The sequence below is a fragment of the Streptococcus cristatus ATCC 51100 genome (genome assembly GCF_000222765.1).
GTDB classification, from domain to species: Bacteria; Bacillota; Bacilli; order Lactobacillales; family Streptococcaceae; genus Streptococcus; species Streptococcus cristatus.
This window is the reverse complement of record NZ_AFUE01000005.1, coordinates 283911-303303: the sequence shown is the minus strand read 5'-3', so window position 1 is coordinate 303303 and position 19393 is coordinate 283911. Positions and strand designations below refer to the sequence as shown.

Genomic DNA, 19393 nt, shown 5'->3' with positions numbered 1-19393 from the left:
CACAATACTTGCCAAAAGCTGCGCTCAATGAAAATTGGATAAGTCCTCGAGCTATTAGTATTAGTCCGCTACATGTGTCGCCACACTTCCACTCCTAACCTATCTACCTGATCTTCTCTCAGGGCTCTTACTAACTTGCGTTATGGGAAATCTCATCTTGAGGTGGGTTTCACACTTAGATGCTTTCAGCGTTTATCCCTTCCCTACATAGCTACCCAGCGATGCCTCTGGCGAGACAACTGGTACACCAGCGGTAAGTCCACTCTGGTCCTCTCGTACTAGGAGCAGATCCTCTCAAATTTCCTACGCCCGCGACGGATAGGGACCGAACTGTCTCACGACGTTCTGAACCCAGCTCGCGTGCCGCTTTAATGGGCGAACAGCCCAACCCTTGGGACCGACTACAGCCCCAGGATGCGACGAGCCGACATCGAGGTGCCAAACCTCCCCGTCGATGTGAACTCTTGGGGGAGATAAGCCTGTTATCCCCAGGGTAGCTTTTATCCGTTGAGCGATGGCCCTTCCATGCGGAACCACCGGATCACTAAGCCCGACTTTCGTCCCTGCTCGAGTTGTAGCTCTCGCAGTCAAGCTCCCTTATACCTTTACACTCTGCGACTGATTTCCAACCAGTCTGAGGGAACCTTTGGGCGCCTCCGTTACCTTTTAGGAGGCGACCGCCCCAGTCAAACTGCCCGTCAGACACTGTCTCCGATAGGGATCACCTATCCGGGTTAGAGTGGCCATAACACAAGGGTAGTATCCCAACAACGCCTCCATCGAAACTGGCGTCCCGATCTCATAGGCTCCTACCTATCCTGTACATGTGGCACAGACACTCAATATCAAACTGCAGTAAAGCTCCATGGGGTCTTTCCGTCCTGTCGCGGGTAACCTGCATCTTCACAGGTACTAAAATTTCACCGAGTCTCTCGTTGAGACAGTGCCCAAATCATTACGCCTTTCGTGCGGGTCGGAACTTACCCGACAAGGAATTTCGCTACCTTAGGACCGTTATAGTTACGGCCGCCGTTTACTGGGGCTTCAATTCATACCTTCGCGTTTCCGCTAAGCACTCCTCTTAACCTTCCAGCACCGGGCAGGCGTCACCCCCTATACATCATCTTACGATTTTAGCAGAGAGCTGTGTTTTTGATAAACAGTTGCTTGGGCCTATTCACTGCGGCTGACTTATGTCAGCACCCCTTCTCCCGAAGTTACGGGGTCATTTTGCCGAGTTCCTTAACGAGAGTTCTCTCGCTCACCTGAGGCTACTCGCCTCGACTACCTGTGTCGGTTTGCGGTACGGGTAGAGTATGATACAACGCTAGAAGCTTTTCTTGGCAGTGTGACATCACTCACTCGCTACTAAACTTCGCTCCCCATCACAGCTCAACGTTACAGGTATAAGCATTTGACTCATACCACGCCTCACTGCTTAGACGTACATCCATTCGTACGCACGAGTTAGCCTACTGCGTCCCTCCATCACTTCATACTCTAGTACAGGAATATCAACCTGTTGTCCATCGGATACACCTTTCGGTCTCTCCTTAGGTCCCGACTAACCCAGGGCGGACGAGCCTTCCCCTGGAAACCTTAGTCTTACGGTGGATGGGATTCTCACCCATCTTTCGCTACTCATACCGGCATTCTCACTTCTATGCGTTCCAGCGCTCCTCACGGTACACCTTCTCCACACATAGAACGCTCTCCTACCATACCTATAAAGGTATCCACAGCTTCGGTAAATTGTTTTAGCCCCGGTACATTTTCGGCGCAGGGTCACTCGACTAGTGAGCTATTACGCACTCTTTGAATGAATAGCTGCTTCTAAGCTAACATCCTAGTTGTCTGTGCAACCCCACATCCTTTTCCACTTAACAATTATTTTGGGACCTTAGCTGGTGGTCTGGGCTGTTTCCCTTTCGACTACGGATCTTAGCACTCGCAGTCTGACTGCCGACCATAATTCATTGGCATTCGGAGTTTATCTGAGATTGGTAATCCGGGATGGACCCCTCACCCAAACAGTGCTCTACCTCCAAGAATCTCTATGTCGACGCTAGCCCTAAAGCTATTTCGGAGAGAACCAGCTATCTCCAAGTTCGTTTGGAATTTCTCCGCTACCCACAAGTCATCCAAGCACTTTTCAACGTGCCCTGGTTCGGTCCTCCAGTGCGTTTTACCGCACCTTCAACCTGCTCATGGGTAGGTCACATGGTTTCGGGTCTACATCATGATACTAATTCGCCCTATTCAGACTCGGTTTCCCTACGGCTCCGTCTCTTCAACTTAACCTCGCATCATAACGTAACTCGCCGGTTCATTCTACAAAAGGCACGCTCTCACCCATTAACGGGCTCGAACTTGTTGTAGGCACACGGTTTCAGGTTCTATCTCACTCCCCTTCCGGGGTACTTTTCACCTTTCCCTCACGGTACTGGTTCACTATCGGTCACTAGGGAGTATTTAGGGTTGGGAGATGGTCCTCCCAGATTCCGACGGGATTTCGCGTGTCCCGCCGTACTCAGGATTCTGCTAGGTACAGATTCTATTTAAAATACGAGGCTCTTACTCTCTCTGGCTGACCTTCCCATGTCATCCTTCTATAAAATCTGAGTCCACATTGCAGTCCTACAACCCCGAAGAGTAAACTCTTCGGTTTGCCCTCCTGCCGTTTCGCTCGCCGCTACTAAGGCAATCGCTTTTGCTTTCTCTTCCTGCAGCTACTTAGATGTTTCAGTTCACTGCGTCTTCCTCCTCATCTCCTTAACAGAGATGGGTAACAGGTAGTACCTGTTGGGTTCCCCCATTCGGACATCCCCGGATCTGCGCTTACTTACAGCTCCCCGAGGCATTTCGTCGTTTGTCACGTCCTTCATCGGCTCCTAGTGCCAAGGCATCCACCGTGCGCCCTTACTAACTTAACCTTATTTTTGACCTTTCAGTCTTAAACTCATTAATATTCACAGCGTTTCGGTTTATTTTCTTGTTACTATTTGATATAGTTATTCAATTTTCAATGGACAAGTTTAGAATAGTTTCCACTATCCTAATGGAGCCTAGCGGGATCGAACCGCTGACCTCCTGCGTGCAAAGCAGGCGCTCTCCCAGCTGAGCTAAGGCCCCACAAGACCTCTCAAAACTAAACATGACGACCAATGGCTTCCGTTTTTCCTTAGAAAGGAGGTGATCCAGCCGCACCTTCCGATACGGCTACCTTGTTACGACTTCACCCCAATCATCTATCCCACCTTAGGCGGCTGGCTCCTAAAAGGTTACCTCACCGACTTCGGGTGTTACAAACTCTCGTGGTGTGACGGGCGGTGTGTACAAGGCCCGGGAACGTATTCACCGCGGCGTGCTGATCCGCGATTACTAGCGATTCCGACTTCATGTAGGCGAGTTGCAGCCTACAATCCGAACTGAGACTGGCTTTAAGAGATTAGCTTGCCGTCACCGACTTGCGACTCGTTGTACCAGCCATTGTAGCACGTGTGTAGCCCAGGTCATAAGGGGCATGATGATTTGACGTCATCCCCACCTTCCTCCGGTTTATTACCGGCAGTCTCGCTAGAGTGCCCAACTAAATGATGGCAACTAACAATAAGGGTTGCGCTCGTTGCGGGACTTAACCCAACATCTCACGACACGAGCTGACGACAACCATGCACCACCTGTCACCGGTGTGCCGAAGCAAAATCCTATCTCTAGGACGGGCACCGGGATGTCAAGACCTGGTAAGGTTCTTCGCGTTGCTTCGAATTAAACCACATGCTCCACCGCTTGTGCGGGCCCCGTCAATTCCTTTGAGTTTCAACCTTGCGGTCGTACTCCCCAGGCGGAGTGCTTAATGCGTTAGCTGCGGCACTGAGTCCCGGAAAGGACCCAACACCTAGCACTCATCGTTTACGGCGTGGACTACCAGGGTATCTAATCCTGTTTGCTCCCCACGCTTTCGAGCCTCAGCGTCAGTTACAGACCAGAGAGCCGCTTTCGCCACCGGTGTTCCTCCATATATCTACGCATTTCACCGCTACACATGGAATTCCACTCTCCCCTTCTGCACTCAAGTTAAACAGTTTCCAAAGCGTACTATGGTTAAGCCACAGCCTTTAACTTCAGACTTATCTAACCGCCTGCGCTCGCTTTACGCCCAATAAATCCGGACAACGCTCGGGACCTACGTATTACCGCGGCTGCTGGCACGTAGTTAGCCGTCCCTTTCTGGTAAGATACCGTCACAGTGTGAACTTTCCACTCTCACACTCGTTCTTCTCTTACAACAGAGCTTTACGATCCGAAAACCTTCTTCACTCACGCGGCGTTGCTCGGTCAGACTTCCGTCCATTGCCGAAGATTCCCTACTGCTGGCCTCCCGTAGGAGTCTGGGCCGTGTCTCAGTCCCAGTGTGGCCGATCACCCTCTCAGGTCGGCTATGTATCGTCGCCTTGGTGAGCCGTTACCCCACCAACTAGCTAATACAACGCAGGTCCATCTGGTAGTGGTGCATTTGCACCTTTTAATTGACTATCATGCAATAGTCAATATTATGCGGTATTAGCTATCGTTTCCAATAGTTATCCCCCGCTACCAGGTAGGTTACCTACGCGTTACTCACCCGTTCGCAACTCATCCAGAAGAGCAAGCTCCTCCTTCAGCGTTCTACTTGCATGTATTAGGCACGCCGCCAGCGTTCGTCCTGAGCCAGGATCAAACTCTCATTAAAAGTTTGAGTTCTCACTCATTTCTGTCACTGACAGATTTATTGTTTTTTCTTTGTTCAGTACTACAACATATGTTGTAGCGCCCTGCACATTGGTTCGTCTTGTTCAGTTTTCAAAGGTCTTTATCGCTCTCTCAAGCGACAACTATATCAGTATATCACCTATCCATTCCCTTGTCAACACTTTTTTGAAATTTTTTTATCTTTTTTTCATCTTTTCTTCCAAACCCCTCTAAAACTACCTATAACTCAATAAATTAAAAGGGAAAGGTATCCTCTCCCTCTTACCTCTCCCTTATTCTCTATATCACCGTGCTGCTAAAGTCGCTTAAATATTCCTCTAACTCTCGCAGCAGTCTTTTACGTCCCTTAAACCGCTCATCGCCTAGTAAGCGGTGGTATAACTCTAGTTGTTCTTTGTCTAACTTGGAAGTGTAGGCTGCTAACGAACTTCGAAGGGCGACTAAATCATCTAAGGCTAGTTCGCGCTTGCTCAGTCTATGACTAATGGTTCCAACTTCTTCATAAGACTGACGATCGAAGCGGCGTTTTTGGCTCTCTTGCTTGCGAAGAATGTCATGAATATGATTCCGAAATTTTGTTTTGAAGTAACGATAGAGGCGACTTTCATCTTGACTGATATCTGGATGACTTTCTTCCAGCTGGTGATAAACCAGCATACCCTCTTGTTCCCAGTCACTACTCTCCCATAAATGTACATAATAATCCCGTGCACAGCGACGGACGATCCACTGCACTTTCTCATAGCGTTCCTTGAAGTTCATGTTATCTCCTTTTTCTTTGATAATATGATTCTACAAGAAAATCTTCTCCTTCAGGGGGCATTCCTCCATCCTGTCTATTTTATACCCTAACTGGTACCTAACAAAAAAATTTGAGACATCTCAGGGACTTTTTATGACATGTTAGGCTTTAAAGAATAAAAAATAGCTTGATTACACAATTAGTAATCAAGCTATTTAATAAGAAAAGCATCTCTTAATTTTCTTCCATTTTGGATTTTATTTCATCATAGGAAAGGGCATGCGCTTCTCGTTCCAAGTCTTTTTCAGACTCTTCTGGCATATGACCTGTTTCATAGAGAGATTTAATTTGGGTGCTATCAAGCGTTTCATATTTAAGTAATGCTTCTGCAATCAATTTATGGGTTTCACGATTTGCTTGAATAATCTCAGCTGCCTTGTTTCGTGCTTCATTTAATAATGAACGTACTTCCTCATCAATCTCATAGGCTGTTTGTTCTGAAATTGATTTTTGAGGACTTTGTGCACCAAACATAGCATGATTACCTTCATATTGAACCGGGCCAAGTTTTTCACTCATACCGTACTCAGTGACCATTGCACGTGCCATTTGTGTAGCTTGTTCAAAGTCATTGGAAGCTCCTGTAGTTTGGACATTAAAGATAATCTCTTCAGCTACACGACCACCCATGAGACCAGCCAATTGCTCTTTCATATCTTCTTTAGACAGAAGCATTTGGTCTTCTTTAGGCAGGGCAATCATATATCCGCCAGCACGACCACGAGGCACAATGGTTACCTTGTGTACGACACGCGCATTGGACAAAACAAGTCCGACAATCGTATGCCCCGCTTCATGGTAAGCGACAATCTGACGATCACGCTCTGAAACGGTTTTATCTTTCTTAGACGGTCCTGCGATTACTCTGTCTTCTGCTTCATCAATATCATCGGCATCGATGACTTTTTTGTTACGACGAGCTGCAACTAGAGCTGCTTCATTCAAGACGTTTTCCAAATCAGCACCAACAAAGCCAGGTGTCTGCTGAGCAACTAGTTTCAAATCAACGTTTTTAGCTAGCGGTTTATTTTTAGCATGAACGCGAAGAATAGCTTCCCGACCTTTCACATCAGGGCGACCAACCAAAACCTTTCTGTCAAAACGACCTGGACGTAGAAGAGCTGGATCAAGAACATCCGAACGGTTAGTAGCTGCAATGATAATGATTCCTTCATTGCCTTCAAAACCATCCATTTCAATCAAGAGCTGATTAAGAGTTTGTTCACGTTCATCATTACCACCGCCAAGGCCAACACCACGCTGACGACCGACGGCATCAATTTCATCGATGAAGATAATAGCAGGAGCCGCTTTTTTCGCATCTTCAAATAGAGAACGAACACGGCTTGCTCCGACACCGACAAACATTTCAACAAAGTCAGAACCTGAGATGCTGAAGAAAGGAACACCTGCTTCACCAGCAACTGCCTTGGCAAGCAAGGTCTTACCAGTCCCTGGAGGGCCTTCCAGAAGAACACCTGCAGGAATACGAGCACCCAGCTTAGTATAACGTTTTGGATCTTTCAGGAATTCAACAACTTCAACAAGTTCTTGTTTTTCCTCTTCTGCACCAGCGACATCTGAAAAGCGTACTTTGATATCTTCTTTATTGGCCGCACGAGCTTTATTGCGTCCAAAATTCATAGCGCCACGAGCACCGCCACCGCCTTGATTCATCATAGACATAAAGATGAAAGCGATGATGATAAATGGAACCAAGGAGATCAAAAGATTAATCCACATTCCACTGGAGCTTTCACGCTTAATAGTCACTTCTGTTTCATGCTCAGCAGCTAGCTTTTGCAAATCAGAAACTGTTGTATCTGATGGCAAAATAACACTAGTAAATCTGCTAACTTTTGAGATTTCCGGACTGAAAAACAGGATTCCTGTCGTATCTTTTGATTCTTTAGGTTTTTTGTAAGTACCCGATACCTCGATAATACTACCATTTGGCTGGTAGCTCATCTCTGTAACATTATTATTTTGGATTTCTTTTACTAATTGGCTGTAGTTGATTTGCTGGCTACGACCTGTCGCACTTCCTGTAAAGAAATACTGAAAACCTGTAACAAGGACTACAATAATTAGAATATAGAGAAAAGGATTTTTTATAAAACCATTATTTTGTTTATTTTTCATTTATATCTAGTAAACCTTTATTTTGTATAAACTTCTTCTTTCAAGACACCTACATAAGGAAGATTGCGATAATACTCATCATAATCTAGTCCATAACCCACTACAAATTCATTTGGAATTGTAAAGCAAGTGTAGTCTGCCTCAATGTCAACAATGCGTCCTTCTGGCTTATCCAACAACGTAGCAATTTTTACAGATGCTGGATTTCTTTCTTTGAACAAATTACACAAATTCTTCAAAGTTTGGCCAGTATCGATAATATCTTCAACAAAAAGAATATCACGACCCGTAATATCTTGATCAATATCTTTGATAATATTAATCACGCCACTACTAGTTGTACCGCCATGGTAACTAGACACCAGCATAAAATCTAATTCAATATCTGTATCCACGTGTTTGATCAATTCGGCCATAAAAGGAACTGATCCCTTCAAAATTCCTACAAAAATAGGCTTTTTACCTTGATAGTCTGCTGTCAACTGTTGGCCCAATTTTTTTGCCGCTGTTACGATTTCCTCATGAGAAACCAATACTTTTTTAATATCTTGTTCTAGCATAATTTTACCTATCTAATTTTCTGAATATAAAGTACAGTACTCATTATATCACTTTTTAATTCCTTACTCAAATCACTGATAGCAATATTTACAATTGCCAAAATCTGCTGATTTTGCTCCACAATAATCGCTTTTTCGCGTTCTTCAAATGGAATTTTTTGATCAATGAATAGTCGACGAAGTTTTTTGTGATGTCCCTTCAAACGAAGATAATCACCTGTTTTCCTGTGACGTAAAAGAAGTGGTGTTTCACGTGAAACTGCAATCGCTTGAACATTTTCACCCTCCAAAGGAGTGCCAAGTGAGAATTGATAGTCCCCAAATTGAAGTTGATTACCACATTCTAACAGAATTGAGTCCATTTCCAAATCAGACTTACGACTGATTTTTCTGATTTCAAAATGCTTATAATCTTTCACCAACTCATATTCATCCTTTAAAGGGTGGATGTAATTAGCCTTGGTTCGTAAGATTCCTAAGATTTCTTCAAATTGCTTTTTATTTGTATTTAATGAAGGAAATTTCTTTAAATATTCCTGCAGGAGAAAATTTTGCACTTCTGGAATTTGCCGCTCAAACACTTCAAGATTTGTAACGTCCAATCCCTGCGTCAGATGAGACAGAGCTGTCTGTAAGTTCTCAACTTCTTTCCCCAAAGAAATCAGTGAATCCTTAAAACGTGGATTTTCTTTTTCAAGACTTGGAAGATAAAGATTGCGAATCCGATTTCTGAGATAGTCATTTTGAAGATTGCTCTTATCTTCAAAATGCAAAATATCAGGGAAATCTTGCTTATGAAAATGAAGCAAAAGTCGGATTAATTCGCCATTTGCAAAGGATTGAACCTCGGTCATTCCAGACAAGTGGCGCAGCCTTGCTCCTCTTAATAACCTCATAAACACTGTCTCGGCCTGATCATCAGCATGATGAGCCGTTACCAAGGCCGTGTAGCCTTCTGCCAACATGACTTCTTCAAAAAAACGATAGCGAAATCGCCGAGCTTTTTCCTCAGAAAAATCACCTGAAAAATTTGAGCTGAAAAATTTCACACCAAGTTGCTGGGCAAAATTTGACAGCTCTTTTTCTTCCATATTTGACTCTGGACGTTGCTTGTGGTTGACATGCGCTATCCCCAGCTCAATCTCTAGCTCTTCTCTATTCTGGTACAAGAGATGGAACAAGGTCATCGAATCCAAGCCACCAGAAACTGCTACCAGCACTTTTCGATGATTTTGAAAATACCGCTTTTCCTGCATTTGTTTGCGAAACTTCTGATCGATCATTTCAGAACTCCGTACACATCATCTGCGATTTTAGAAATTGTATCGTAATCCGAATTATTCGTAAGAATGGCAATGATAAATGGCGAATCCGCATACACAATAGCGACATCATGCTTAAAGTCATAAGCATCACCGATTTTATGGGCAACTTTTACATTGATGTTTTTAGAAATTCTCTGATTGTCATAATTTGTCTGAGATAAAGCATCGATAATCATGCCATTTTGCTTATAAATGGCTTCCATAACATTTCCTGCCATTCGAGCTGAAGCTTGTCTGCTTTCCACATTCCACTTTTTACCCGCAATTTTTTCAATAGTATTTTGAAATTGACTATCAGATTGATTGCTTGTATAGTAGGCAAGGATATTGTGGGCCACATTATCCGACTCTTTTGCTACACCATTGATTAAGTCCTGCACAGAATATTCCTTATCATTTGCTGATTTGGAAATACTGCCGCTTCCCTCAGGGTCATAGGCACCTGCAAAATCATTGACAGCCGCTGTATATTTTAACTTTTTATCCAAGGAAAGGCTATGATTGTTTAATTGCTCCTGAGCATAGTAAAGATAAGGAATTTTCGTCACACTGGCTGAGTACATTTGTTGATCTGGATTAATACCTGCTTCTTTGCCCGTTTCTAGCTGTTTTACATAAATAGAAAAGTCAGCTTTTTTGTACTTAGAATTTAAAAGCTCCTGAACCTTCTCCATCCGATTGTCTTCTTGGGAGAGAAAATCAACAGAAACCCAACCTTGACCTTCAATTTTAGCGTATTCTCCCTTAGCTGTTTGAGCAATTTGTACTACCTTTACTTTGCTATAAGCAGGTAGTTTAGCAGCAATCTTTTTAGAAGAATTGATCGGGATAGTATCGTAGAGCACATAGTTAGGGGCCAGCCATCTTTCCTGTTTAACATCTGTGATAGACTGAACCGTATCCTCATAAATGCTATTCTTATCTGCAATTACAAACTGGCCATTCTTTAATTTAAAGATAGGAATCCCAGCCTCATTCACGTGCAACTCTGTCAGCTCTAGTGGCTGATCTTGCAAAAGTTTCCCAGCTACCTTAGTCAAAGTAGCATCCGTAAAAGTAGGCGTTTCTTCATAAACATTAGGATTTGTAGGGATACTCGTATGATAACGGCCATAAGCTGTACCTGTCAGCTGATACTTTTCTTCTTCGTCTAAAACAAGTTCCTTTTCAGTACTGATTGCTGTTTGACTGCTCCATAAAGCTGGCAGTAAAAATATCAGCAAAAGTAACTTACGCATGACCTCCCCTTTCCTTTTTTGTTTCTTGAAGTTTTAAAACTTGATTCTTTTCGGATAATTCTGCTAGTTTTTCATCCGAAAAAGATAAAAATTTCTCTATATTTTGAAGTAAATTTTCCATGATTATTGTGGTAATAAATCTGGTGTTGTGTAAATGTATTCTCCTTCTTTTGAAAAAGAATACTTGGCACGAGCATATTTGGCAGCATAGCTGTCATCTTTCAACTTGGTTGCAATATCAGACTGATAGTTCTTTTCTTCACCTAATTTTTCATATTTTTTCTGTAGTTGTGCATATTGAGCACGGCGATTAAGTAAAGTTTCGTAACTTTGATATAAATTATAGGCTGGAAGAATAAAAAGTAGCATGACTAAAATTAGAACCCATCCCATAAAACGATTTCGCTTCCGACGTTCCTCATCGAGGTATCTGCGACGCTGATTTTCATCTTGGATAAAGCGATTATTTATTTGAACAATATTTCTAGACATTTTCTTCAATCCTTGTCTCACTGATAATTTCATACATTTTAGCAGCATCTTCTTTTTTAGTGCTGTCTTTCATTTCTAGCACCCGCACTGTTAACAGCTTATTGCCAAAACGAACTTCAATTTGATCATTGATTTTCAAATCTGTCGAACTTTTTGCCAGGATTCCATTTACCTTGATACGACCTTTATCTGCTACCTCTTTAGCTACAGGGCGTCGCTTGATAATACGTGATACCTTTAAATATTTGTCTAATCTCATAGTCTTTTCCTCGATTTTCTCTTAATATTCTATCATTCTTTTGAAAGAAACAAAGCTAAAAAGCTGAAATTTTACCGAATTGTAATGTTTATTCAGCTTTTCGATTCTTGATTTCTATCAGTTTTTCACCAAAGTTCAGCAAGTTTTCCAAAATCTCGAAATCTTTTTTCTTCCGAACATCAAAAACGACTTCAATCAAGCCTTGCTGCTCACCAATTCGAGCCTTTAGATCTGTCGCTGACAAGGCTTCAAAATAATCTTGGGTCAGATAGATTTGCTGAGAAATTTTTTCAAAACGAATGATGACAGATTCTTGCTTCCGCTCAACAAGTGCCACAAAAGACTGATCAAGATAGGACTTGACTAAGCCAATTTCTAGTAGATAAGCCACTACATCCGGATATTCTCCAAAGCGATCGATCAATTCATCTTGCAGATGTTCATAGTTTACACGATTGTCAATTTCACGAATTCTCTTGTAAACCTCAATTTTCTGACGCTCATCAGAAATATAATCACTTGGAAGATAGGCATCAATTTGAAGATTGATTTCAGCATTGCTTTTTTGACGCTTGGTTTCCTTACCTTGCTTCTTAGCAATAGCTTCTTCCAAAAGTTGAGAATACATTTCAAATCCTACAGAATCAATGAAACCAGACTGTGAACTTCCTAAAATGTTTCCCGCTCCTCGGATAGACAAATCCCTCATGGCAATCTTAAATCCAGATCCTAGCTCAGTAAATCCTTTAATGGCTTCTAGTCTTTTTTCTGAAACTTCAGTCAGAGATTTATCTGGCCGATACATAAGATAGGCATAAGCGATTCGATTGCTGCGGCCAACTCGACCACGAAGTTGATACAAGGTTGACAGCCCCATATGGTCAGCATTTTCGATAAAAAGAGTATTTGCATTTGGAATATCAACACCTGTTTCGATGATCGTTGTTGTAACTAAAATATCATACTCGCCATTCACAAAGTCTAAGAGGGTATTTTCTAAACGTACCTCACTCATCTGTCCATGAACATAACCAATTGAAGCCTCTGGAATCAACTCTTTTAATTCTGAAACTTTTTGCTCAATGGTGTCAACTTTATTGTAAAGGTAGTAAACTTGTCCGCCTCGGTCTATTTCACGTAAAACCGCATCCCGAATAACTGTCTTATTATTCTCTAAAACATAGGTTTGGACTGGATAACGATTTGTCGGTGGTGTTTCAATGACCGATAAATCTCGAATTCCCAACATCGACATATGGAGGGTTCGTGGAATAGGGGTGGCCGTCAAGGTCAGCACATCAACCTTCTTTTTAAGCTCCTTTAACTTTTCCTTATGCTTGACACCGAAGCGCTGCTCTTCATCTATCACCAATAGCCCCAAATCGGAGAATTTTACATCTGCTGATAGAAGGCGATGGGTACCGATAATAATATCAATCTGCCCTTTTTCCAATTTTTCCAGAGTCTCTTTTTGCTCCCCTTTACTTCTAAAACGGCTGAGAACATCGACATTCACGGCAAAATCATTGAAGCGTTCTTTAAAGTTTGTGTAGTGTTGCTGAGCTAAAACAGTGGTCGGAACCAAGATAGCCACCTGTTTATGGTCGTTGACAGCCTTAAAAGCAGCCCTCATAGCCACCTCTGTCTTCCCAAAACCAACATCGCCAACCAAGAGTCGATCCATTGGACGGTCGCTCTCCATATCCTTCTTGATTTCCTGAATGCTTCTGAGCTGATCTTCTGTTTCCACATATGGAAAGGCATTATCAAACTCTACTTGATGCTGGTCGTCACTAGAAAATTGGAAACCTTTTAATTGACTACGCTCTGCATATAATTTAATAAGGTCATCGGCAATGTCTTCAACCTGGTGTTGTACTTTTTGCTTCGTTTTTTGGAAACGCCCATCATTTAGCTTGTTAATTTTAGGTGCTTTTCCATCGCTAGCTACATATTTAGATAGAAGGTTGATTTGATCCACTGGAATAGAGATACGATCCGCATTCTGATACTGAATCGTCAAATAATCCCGATGAACTCCTGAAACTTCAATCGTTTCAATTCCTAAATAGCGACCAATACCGTGGATATTATGAACCACATAATCGCCTTTTTCCAGTTCATTATAGTCTTTCAATCTTTCAGCATTAGAAATATTTTGACGACGAATCCTACGTTTGATTTTTTTCTGAATCATCTCATGCTCAGTAATCAAAACGATTTTTTCATCGACAAAATTAAATCCTTGAACTAGATTTCCTTCTATAAGCTGGACAGCTTTTTCATGGATGTCTTTTTCCTTGATGTAATCTAAATGAATCTCATAATCCTGTAAAGTTTTATGTAAACTTTGTAAACTTGAGGCTGAATTTGCTTGTAAGACTACCGTATAGTCCGATTTCCGAAAGCGATTGATTTCTTCTTTTAAGAGAGGAAACTGACTAAAGAATTCCTGCATTGGATATTGATTAAATTGATAAAGTGCATCAAATTTTAGATTTCCTAAGCCTTTATGGAAATTAGAAAAAAATGTAGCAGGTTTATATTTACGATAGTCCTGATAATTATTTGCAAAGTATTGTTGATTTGACAGTGCTTTACTATTTTGTAAATCATCTGTCAAGATATTGGCAACTTCTAATTCAAACTGGGCATGCTTGTCCATTATTTTTTGAAAATCATCAAAAAATATAGGAGTGTGAGTTGGTAAATAGTCTAAAATAGTCCATTCTTTCTGATAGAATAAAGAAAGAAACTTGCGGATATCTGCATGATGAAATTGCTCTCTAGCAGAACTCAATACTTCTTCTAAATAGGATTTCAAAGACGGATCGATAACCGTAGAAAGAGCTGTTTCTAGATTTTTCCGTCCTTTTGCATAATCTTCTTCTGTAAATAGAAGATCTGTAACAGGCTCTATCAAAATCTCTTCCACATTTTCAAGAGAAAGTTGATTTTCAGGATTGAAAATCCTTATCCCATCAATCTCATCTCCAAAAAACTCTATCCGATAAGGATATTGAGCCGAGCGTTCAAAAATATCTAGAATATCCCCTCTCAGACTGTACTCTCCTTGGCTGAGAACTTGCGAAACTTTTTTATAACCGTTCCTTGACAAAGACTTTACTAGCTTGTCAAGATTATATTCTTTACTAACAGAAAGGATAAGCTCAGATTTTTTAAAAATATCAGGCTGGGGTAATAATAAGCGACTAGCTGCGACGTTTATGATCAGAATCCCATTTTTTTCTTTGTCTGATAAAAAATTCATGGCCTCTAATCGGGCAAAGATTTTTTCTTGGGATGAAAAAACAAACTCAGCCAAAGGCGTATCATCTGCCAAGAAAGTATAGACCTTTTCTTCTCCCAACAAAGAAATCAAATCACTAGCCAGACGCTCTGCTTCGTTTTGACTCGAAGTGATGACTAGGATTTTCTCCTGCTCTTCTAAGCTACTGGCAATCGCCAAAGCTTTTGTTGAAGCTGAAAGTCCCATCACTAACTGCCGAGTATTCTTTTGTAATTGTTTTTTCCAGTCTGCAATTTGTTGGTTTCGACCAAATAGATCAAGTAGTGTCATTGTCTTATCCATTATATTGTTGCATGGTCTGCTCAAAATTCTCAGTTTGTAAATAATGATTTACAGCACTGTCAACTCTGTCTAATGTATTTAAAATACTGATATAGTCTTCCTGATCAAATTTCCCTAAAACATGATGAATAACTGACATATTATTTTTAGGTCTTCCTATGCCAATTTTTACTCGCTTGAATTCCTGTGTTCCAATATGTTTAATGATGGATTTTATACCATTGTGCCCGCCAGCCGAACCCTTGGCACGAAGACGAATTTTTCCAACTTCCATATCCAGATCATCATAAATAACGAGTAGATCATCTATATCCAAGCCATAGTAAGTGAGCAGGGCATGGACTGCTTTCCCACTTTCATTCATAAAAGTAGTCGGTTTTACAAAGTAGACTTTTTCTCCATTTAAGAAGGTTGAAGCAATTTCCGCTTGAAAAATCTTATCTGCTGTAAACTTTAGATTTAACTCTTTACACATCTTGTCAACTAACATAAAACCAACATTATGTTTTGTTTCGAAATATTTATCTCCTGGATTCCCCAATCCAACAATTAATTTTGTCATTTTACTCCTTTATAAAAGCCAAAAGGGCTGGAAATTTCTTTCCAACCTAGATATTTTAAATTTACACTTGATTTACACATTAAAGCGGAATTCCATAATATCGCCATCTTGAACGATATATTCTTTTCCTTCTTCACGCAAGCGTCCAGCTTCTTTTACCGCCTTTTCAGAGCCATATTTCACTAAATCGTCATAAGACATCGTCACTGCTCGGATGAAACCTTTCTCAAAGTCTGAGTGAATGATACCAGCTGCCTGAGGAGCTTTCATGCCACGCTTGAAGGTCCAAGCCCGGACCTCCTTTTCACCAGCTGTAAAATAGGTTCCAAGTCCCAATAGATGATAGGCTGCACGTGTCAATTTGTCTACACCTGATTCTGTTAAGCCTATAGCTTCCAAAAATTCTGCCTTGTCTTCATCATCCAGTTCAGAAATTTCTTCCTCGGCACGCGCTGAAATGACAACAACCTCAGCATTTTCTGTAGCAGCAAATTCGCGAATCTGCTTCACATAGTCAATATTGTCTGGATCAGCCACCTCATCTTCACTGACATTGGCCACGTAAAGTACAGGCTTAGTCGTTAAAAGGAAGAGACCTTTGACGATTTTTTGCTCTTCTTCTGTAAACTCAACTGTCCGAGCTGATAGACCGTCTTCCAGAACTGGCTTGATTTTTTGTAAAACATTAAATTCTGCAACTGAGTCCTTGTCCTTCTGGGTACGAGCCATCTTCTCAACACGCGCATAGCGTTTGTTGATACTTTCTAGATCGGCTAAAATAAGCTCCAGATTGATGGTCTCAATATCAGCCATGGGATCGACAAAATCAGACTCACGGCCCTGTTCCCGCATGACATTTTCATCATCAAAGGCACGGACTACATGGACGATAGCATCCACTTCGCGGATATTGGCCAAGAATTTATTCCCCAGTCCTTCTCCTTTTGAAGCTCCCTTTACAATACCTGCAATGTCTGTAAACTCAAATGTAGTTGGAACCTTCTTTTGAGGTTTAATCAATTCTGTTAATTTGTCCAAACGAGCATCTGGCACCTCTACCCGACCGACATTTGGATCAATGGTCGCAAAAGGGTAGTTGGCAGCTTCCGCCCCTGCTTTTGTAATTGCATTAAATAAAGTTGACTTGCCCACATTAGGCAGTCCAACAATCCCTGCTGTTAAAGCCATTCGTATCTTCTCCATTCATCTTTTCAATCCAAACCATTATACCATAAATCCTTATCCTAAACAGCGGATTTGAATGAAAAATTTCCTGCTTTCTGAATAGAAATAAAAAATATTTTCTACAAAAAATGATATAATATAGTTAATATTTTGATAAAAGGAGTTAGCCATGAAAAAAATGACAATTAAAACCTTTGTTCTTTCTTTCTTGACGATGTTTACTTTACTTGTTTTAGCTGCCTGCAGTAGCAGTCCTAAAAAATCCTATTTTCAGTTGATTGACCAAAAGACCAAGCAAGACAGCCGGATCACTCTTGAGTATAAGGGCGATGATTTGCTGAAAAATGAAACCAGCAATGTTTTCTATTATGAGCCTATCGGATTGACAAAAGATACCGCCAAAGAACAAATTGGAGGCTACATGAAAACGCTGGAAAACACTAAAGGACTTACTAATAAAATCGAATATAAAGACGATCATTTGACGCAAAAGATGACGATGGATTTTAGTAAGGCAGATATCTCAGAACTGAAAAACAAGCAGCTTATTCAAACTGATGGAGACCAAAAAGCTAATTATATCAGTTATAAAGAAACGGTAAAATCTCTTGAAGCTTCTGGTTATAAAGAAGTCAAAGATGGCAAATTTGAAGAACTTAAATAAAAGCAGAAAACGAGAGTGGGACAGAAGTCGGTAAGTCGTTAGAATTCGATTTCGTCGTCCCACCTCCGCACAGTTGAGTAGGGCTGTAAAAGCTGATGAAATCAGCCTAGTAGAGCCCACTCAACCACTGCGTCTTGATCGACAATCCAAAGACAATTGAGAGGCTAGGACTTTTGTCCCAGCCTCGTTCTTTGTTGATGAGGTAGCTCATTCAAAATCAAGCTAAGTCTAAAATATGAACTATTCAATGACCTTCTTCATTTTTCTTTCAAAATCATATCTGCTCATCATGACAACGTGTTCGCAATTGCTACAGCGAATCTTGATATCTGCTCCCATGCGGACGACTTCCCAACGATTGGCCTTCTTGCCCGTTGACTTAATTGTACAGGCATGGGGCTTTTTCATTTCTACAAAAGTTCCAAGTTCGTACATCTTCTCTCCTTTTGACAATCTATTTTTTATTCTCTTAAATTAAAAATACAGATTGACGCTTTTCTCAACCCTAGCTGTATTATACCACAAGTTTAGAATCAGCTGGCTTGTAAATTATCAAAATAAGACAAGGCGGATCGAGTCAACCTTGTCTTAAATCTTATCTTCTAATTGGTACGGACTGGCGTGATCAGCTGGATAAAGTTTTCAGCATCTTCACTTGGAACCAAGGTGAAAGGCCGAACAGCTGAAATAAAGCTGATGGTCACCTTCTCGCTGTCGACTGCCTTTAGCGCTTCGATTAGATAGGTAGGATTGAAGCTGATGGTCAAATCTTCTCCTGACACACTTTCTGTATCAATTTCTTCATTTACGCGCCCAACTTCTGGTGAATGTACATGAGCGCTGACAATGCCCTTCACAATTTCCAATTTCACTGTTCCGTTCTGAGTCGCATTGGACAGAAGACGAGACCGTTCCATGGCATGGCGTAAATTATTGGTATTAAAGGTCACAACGCTTGAAAATTCTGTCGGAATCAAGCGGTCTGTGTCAGGATAGTTTCCTTCCAACAGGCGTGTATAGAAGCTGATATTTTCACTTCTAAAGAGAAGTTGATTATTAGCAAAGAAAACCTCTACTGTTTCAATTTCGTCTGTGAAAACAGCTGTAAATTCACGCAGAGAACGGCTAGGAATCACCACATCAAAGTCGTCACCCTTCTTGTCCAAAGTAATTTTCTTTTGGCTCATCCGGTGAGAGTCTGTCGCAACTGTTTTGAGGGATTGGTTATCTGTCAAGACAAAATGAACCCCCGTCAAAATAGGACGACTTTCTTGCGTGCTGGCAGCAAAAGCTGTTTCATTAATGATGTTTTTGAGGACTTTTGTTTCTAAAACCAAAGGATTGCTGGTAGAGACTTCTTGGATACGTGGATATTGATCAGCATCTTTTCCTTTTAGCGTAATTTCTGACTTGCCGCTAGTGAGGACGATTTGTTTTTGCTCAATTTCTTTAAAATCAAGCACGATATCTGGCAGGCTAGAAATGACATTAATAAAGAAATTTGCTTCGAGGAGGATCGAACCTGGTGAAGTAACCAAGAGCCCAGCATTCTCATTTTGAACTGAAATGAAGTTTTCAATGGAAATTTGACCATTTGAACCAATCAAGGTAATGCCTTCTTTCGTTACATCAATTTTAACAGTTGATAAAATTGGAATAGCGTTTTTTGTACTGATAGCTCTCTTAGTTGTATTCAAAGCTTGTAGGAATAAATTTTTATTAATAGAGAAGTGAATCATAGGGACTCCTTTTATTATTTATGATTATTAAGTTAATAGTAATAGTAGTTCTTGTGGAAGCTGTGGAAAAATGGAGCAAAG

Annotated in this window: 14 protein-coding genes, 1 tRNA gene and 2 rRNA genes; 1 reads left to right on the top strand and 16 read right to left on the bottom strand. The window is 41.2% G+C overall.

The genetic code is table 11. The annotated features are described in order from the left end of the window. Window positions 1–34 precede the first annotated feature (34 nt). From HMPREF9960_RS03450 to ychF, 14 genes are all read right to left on the bottom strand, one after another. Window positions 35–2933, bottom strand: a 23S ribosomal RNA gene (locus HMPREF9960_RS03450). A 126-nt stretch (window positions 2934–3059) separates the two neighbouring features. Further along, a tRNA-Ala gene (locus HMPREF9960_RS03445) sits at window positions 3060–3132 on the bottom strand. Between the two features lie 53 nt (window positions 3133–3185). Further along, window positions 3186–4732: ribosomal RNA gene (locus tag HMPREF9960_RS03440) — 16S ribosomal RNA — on the bottom strand. The 16S and 23S rRNA genes sit together here with 1 tRNA gene alongside, the layout of an rRNA operon. 299 nt (window positions 4733–5031) lie before the next feature. Further along, window positions 5032–5514: a sigma-70 RNA polymerase sigma factor region 4 domain-containing protein gene (locus HMPREF9960_RS03435; RefSeq protein ID WP_005591364.1), complete on the bottom strand. Its 483-nt coding sequence runs from the start codon at window positions 5512–5514 to the stop codon at window positions 5032–5034. 214 nt (window positions 5515–5728) lie between these two features. Beyond that, the gene (ftsH, locus tag HMPREF9960_RS03430; protein ID WP_005591365.1) at window positions 5729–7696 is read right to left on the bottom strand and encodes an ATP-dependent zinc metalloprotease FtsH; all 1968 of its coding nucleotides are present in this window, start codon (window positions 7694–7696) and stop codon (window positions 5729–5731) included. Between the two features lie 17 nt (window positions 7697–7713). After that, on the bottom strand, window positions 7714–8256 hold the full coding sequence (gene hpt, locus HMPREF9960_RS03425; RefSeq protein ID WP_005591366.1) for a hypoxanthine phosphoribosyltransferase: 543 nt from the start codon (window positions 8254–8256) through the stop codon (window positions 7714–7716). An 8-nt stretch (window positions 8257–8264) separates the two neighbouring features. Beyond that, window positions 8265–9539, bottom strand: a complete 1275-nt coding sequence (gene tilS, locus HMPREF9960_RS03420) for a tRNA lysidine(34) synthetase TilS (protein WP_005591367.1) — start codon at window positions 9537–9539, stop codon at window positions 8265–8267. After that, entirely contained in the window at window positions 9536–10819 is a 1284-nt protein-coding gene (locus tag HMPREF9960_RS03415) for a serine hydrolase (RefSeq protein WP_005591368.1), read from the bottom strand. Before HMPREF9960_RS03415 ends, tilS begins: the two co-directional genes overlap by 4 nt. Further along, entirely contained in the window at window positions 10812–10940 is a 129-nt protein-coding gene (locus tag HMPREF9960_RS10760; RefSeq protein ID WP_005591369.1) for an SP_0009 family protein, read from the bottom strand. Before HMPREF9960_RS10760 ends, HMPREF9960_RS03415 begins: the two co-directional genes overlap by 8 nt. 2 nt (window positions 10941–10942) lie before the next feature. Continuing rightward, on the bottom strand, window positions 10943–11311 hold the full coding sequence (locus tag HMPREF9960_RS03410) for an FtsB family cell division protein (RefSeq protein ID WP_005591370.1): 369 nt from the start codon (window positions 11309–11311) through the stop codon (window positions 10943–10945). Beyond that, window positions 11304–11570 carry an RNA-binding S4 domain-containing protein gene (locus HMPREF9960_RS03405; protein WP_005591371.1) on the bottom strand — a complete coding sequence of 89 codons (267 nt, stop codon included), beginning with the start codon at window positions 11568–11570 and terminating at the stop codon, window positions 11304–11306. Before HMPREF9960_RS03405 ends, HMPREF9960_RS03410 begins: the two co-directional genes overlap by 8 nt. 88 nt (window positions 11571–11658) lie before the next feature. Beyond that, entirely contained in the window at window positions 11659–15162 is a 3504-nt protein-coding gene (gene mfd / locus HMPREF9960_RS03400; RefSeq protein WP_005591372.1) for a transcription-repair coupling factor, read from the bottom strand. Further along, window positions 15155–15724 carry an aminoacyl-tRNA hydrolase gene (gene pth / locus HMPREF9960_RS03395; protein WP_005591373.1) on the bottom strand — a complete coding sequence of 190 codons (570 nt, stop codon included), beginning with the start codon at window positions 15722–15724 and terminating at the stop codon, window positions 15155–15157. Before pth ends, mfd begins: the two co-directional genes overlap by 8 nt. Window positions 15725–15796: 72 nt before the next feature. Continuing rightward, the gene (gene ychF, locus HMPREF9960_RS03390) at window positions 15797–16912 is read right to left on the bottom strand and encodes a redox-regulated ATPase YchF (protein WP_005592133.1); all 1116 of its coding nucleotides are present in this window, start codon (window positions 16910–16912) and stop codon (window positions 15797–15799) included. 166 nt (window positions 16913–17078) lie between these two features. Between ychF and HMPREF9960_RS03385 the strand changes: the two genes are divergently transcribed. Further along, window positions 17079–17573 (top strand): DUF1307 domain-containing protein, encoded by a 495-nt coding sequence (locus HMPREF9960_RS03385; RefSeq protein ID WP_005591375.1) that lies wholly within the window; start codon window positions 17079–17081, stop codon window positions 17571–17573. Between the two features lie 240 nt (window positions 17574–17813). Here the strand turns inward: HMPREF9960_RS03385 and HMPREF9960_RS03380 are convergent, their stop codons facing one another. Beyond that, the gene (locus HMPREF9960_RS03380) at window positions 17814–18008 is read right to left on the bottom strand and encodes a DUF951 domain-containing protein (RefSeq protein WP_005591376.1); all 195 of its coding nucleotides are present in this window, start codon (window positions 18006–18008) and stop codon (window positions 17814–17816) included. 167 nt (window positions 18009–18175) lie between these two features. Beyond that, window positions 18176–19312 carry a DNA polymerase III subunit beta gene (gene dnaN, locus HMPREF9960_RS03375; protein WP_005591377.1) on the bottom strand — a complete coding sequence of 379 codons (1137 nt, stop codon included), beginning with the start codon at window positions 19310–19312 and terminating at the stop codon, window positions 18176–18178. Window positions 19313–19393 lie beyond the last annotated feature (81 nt).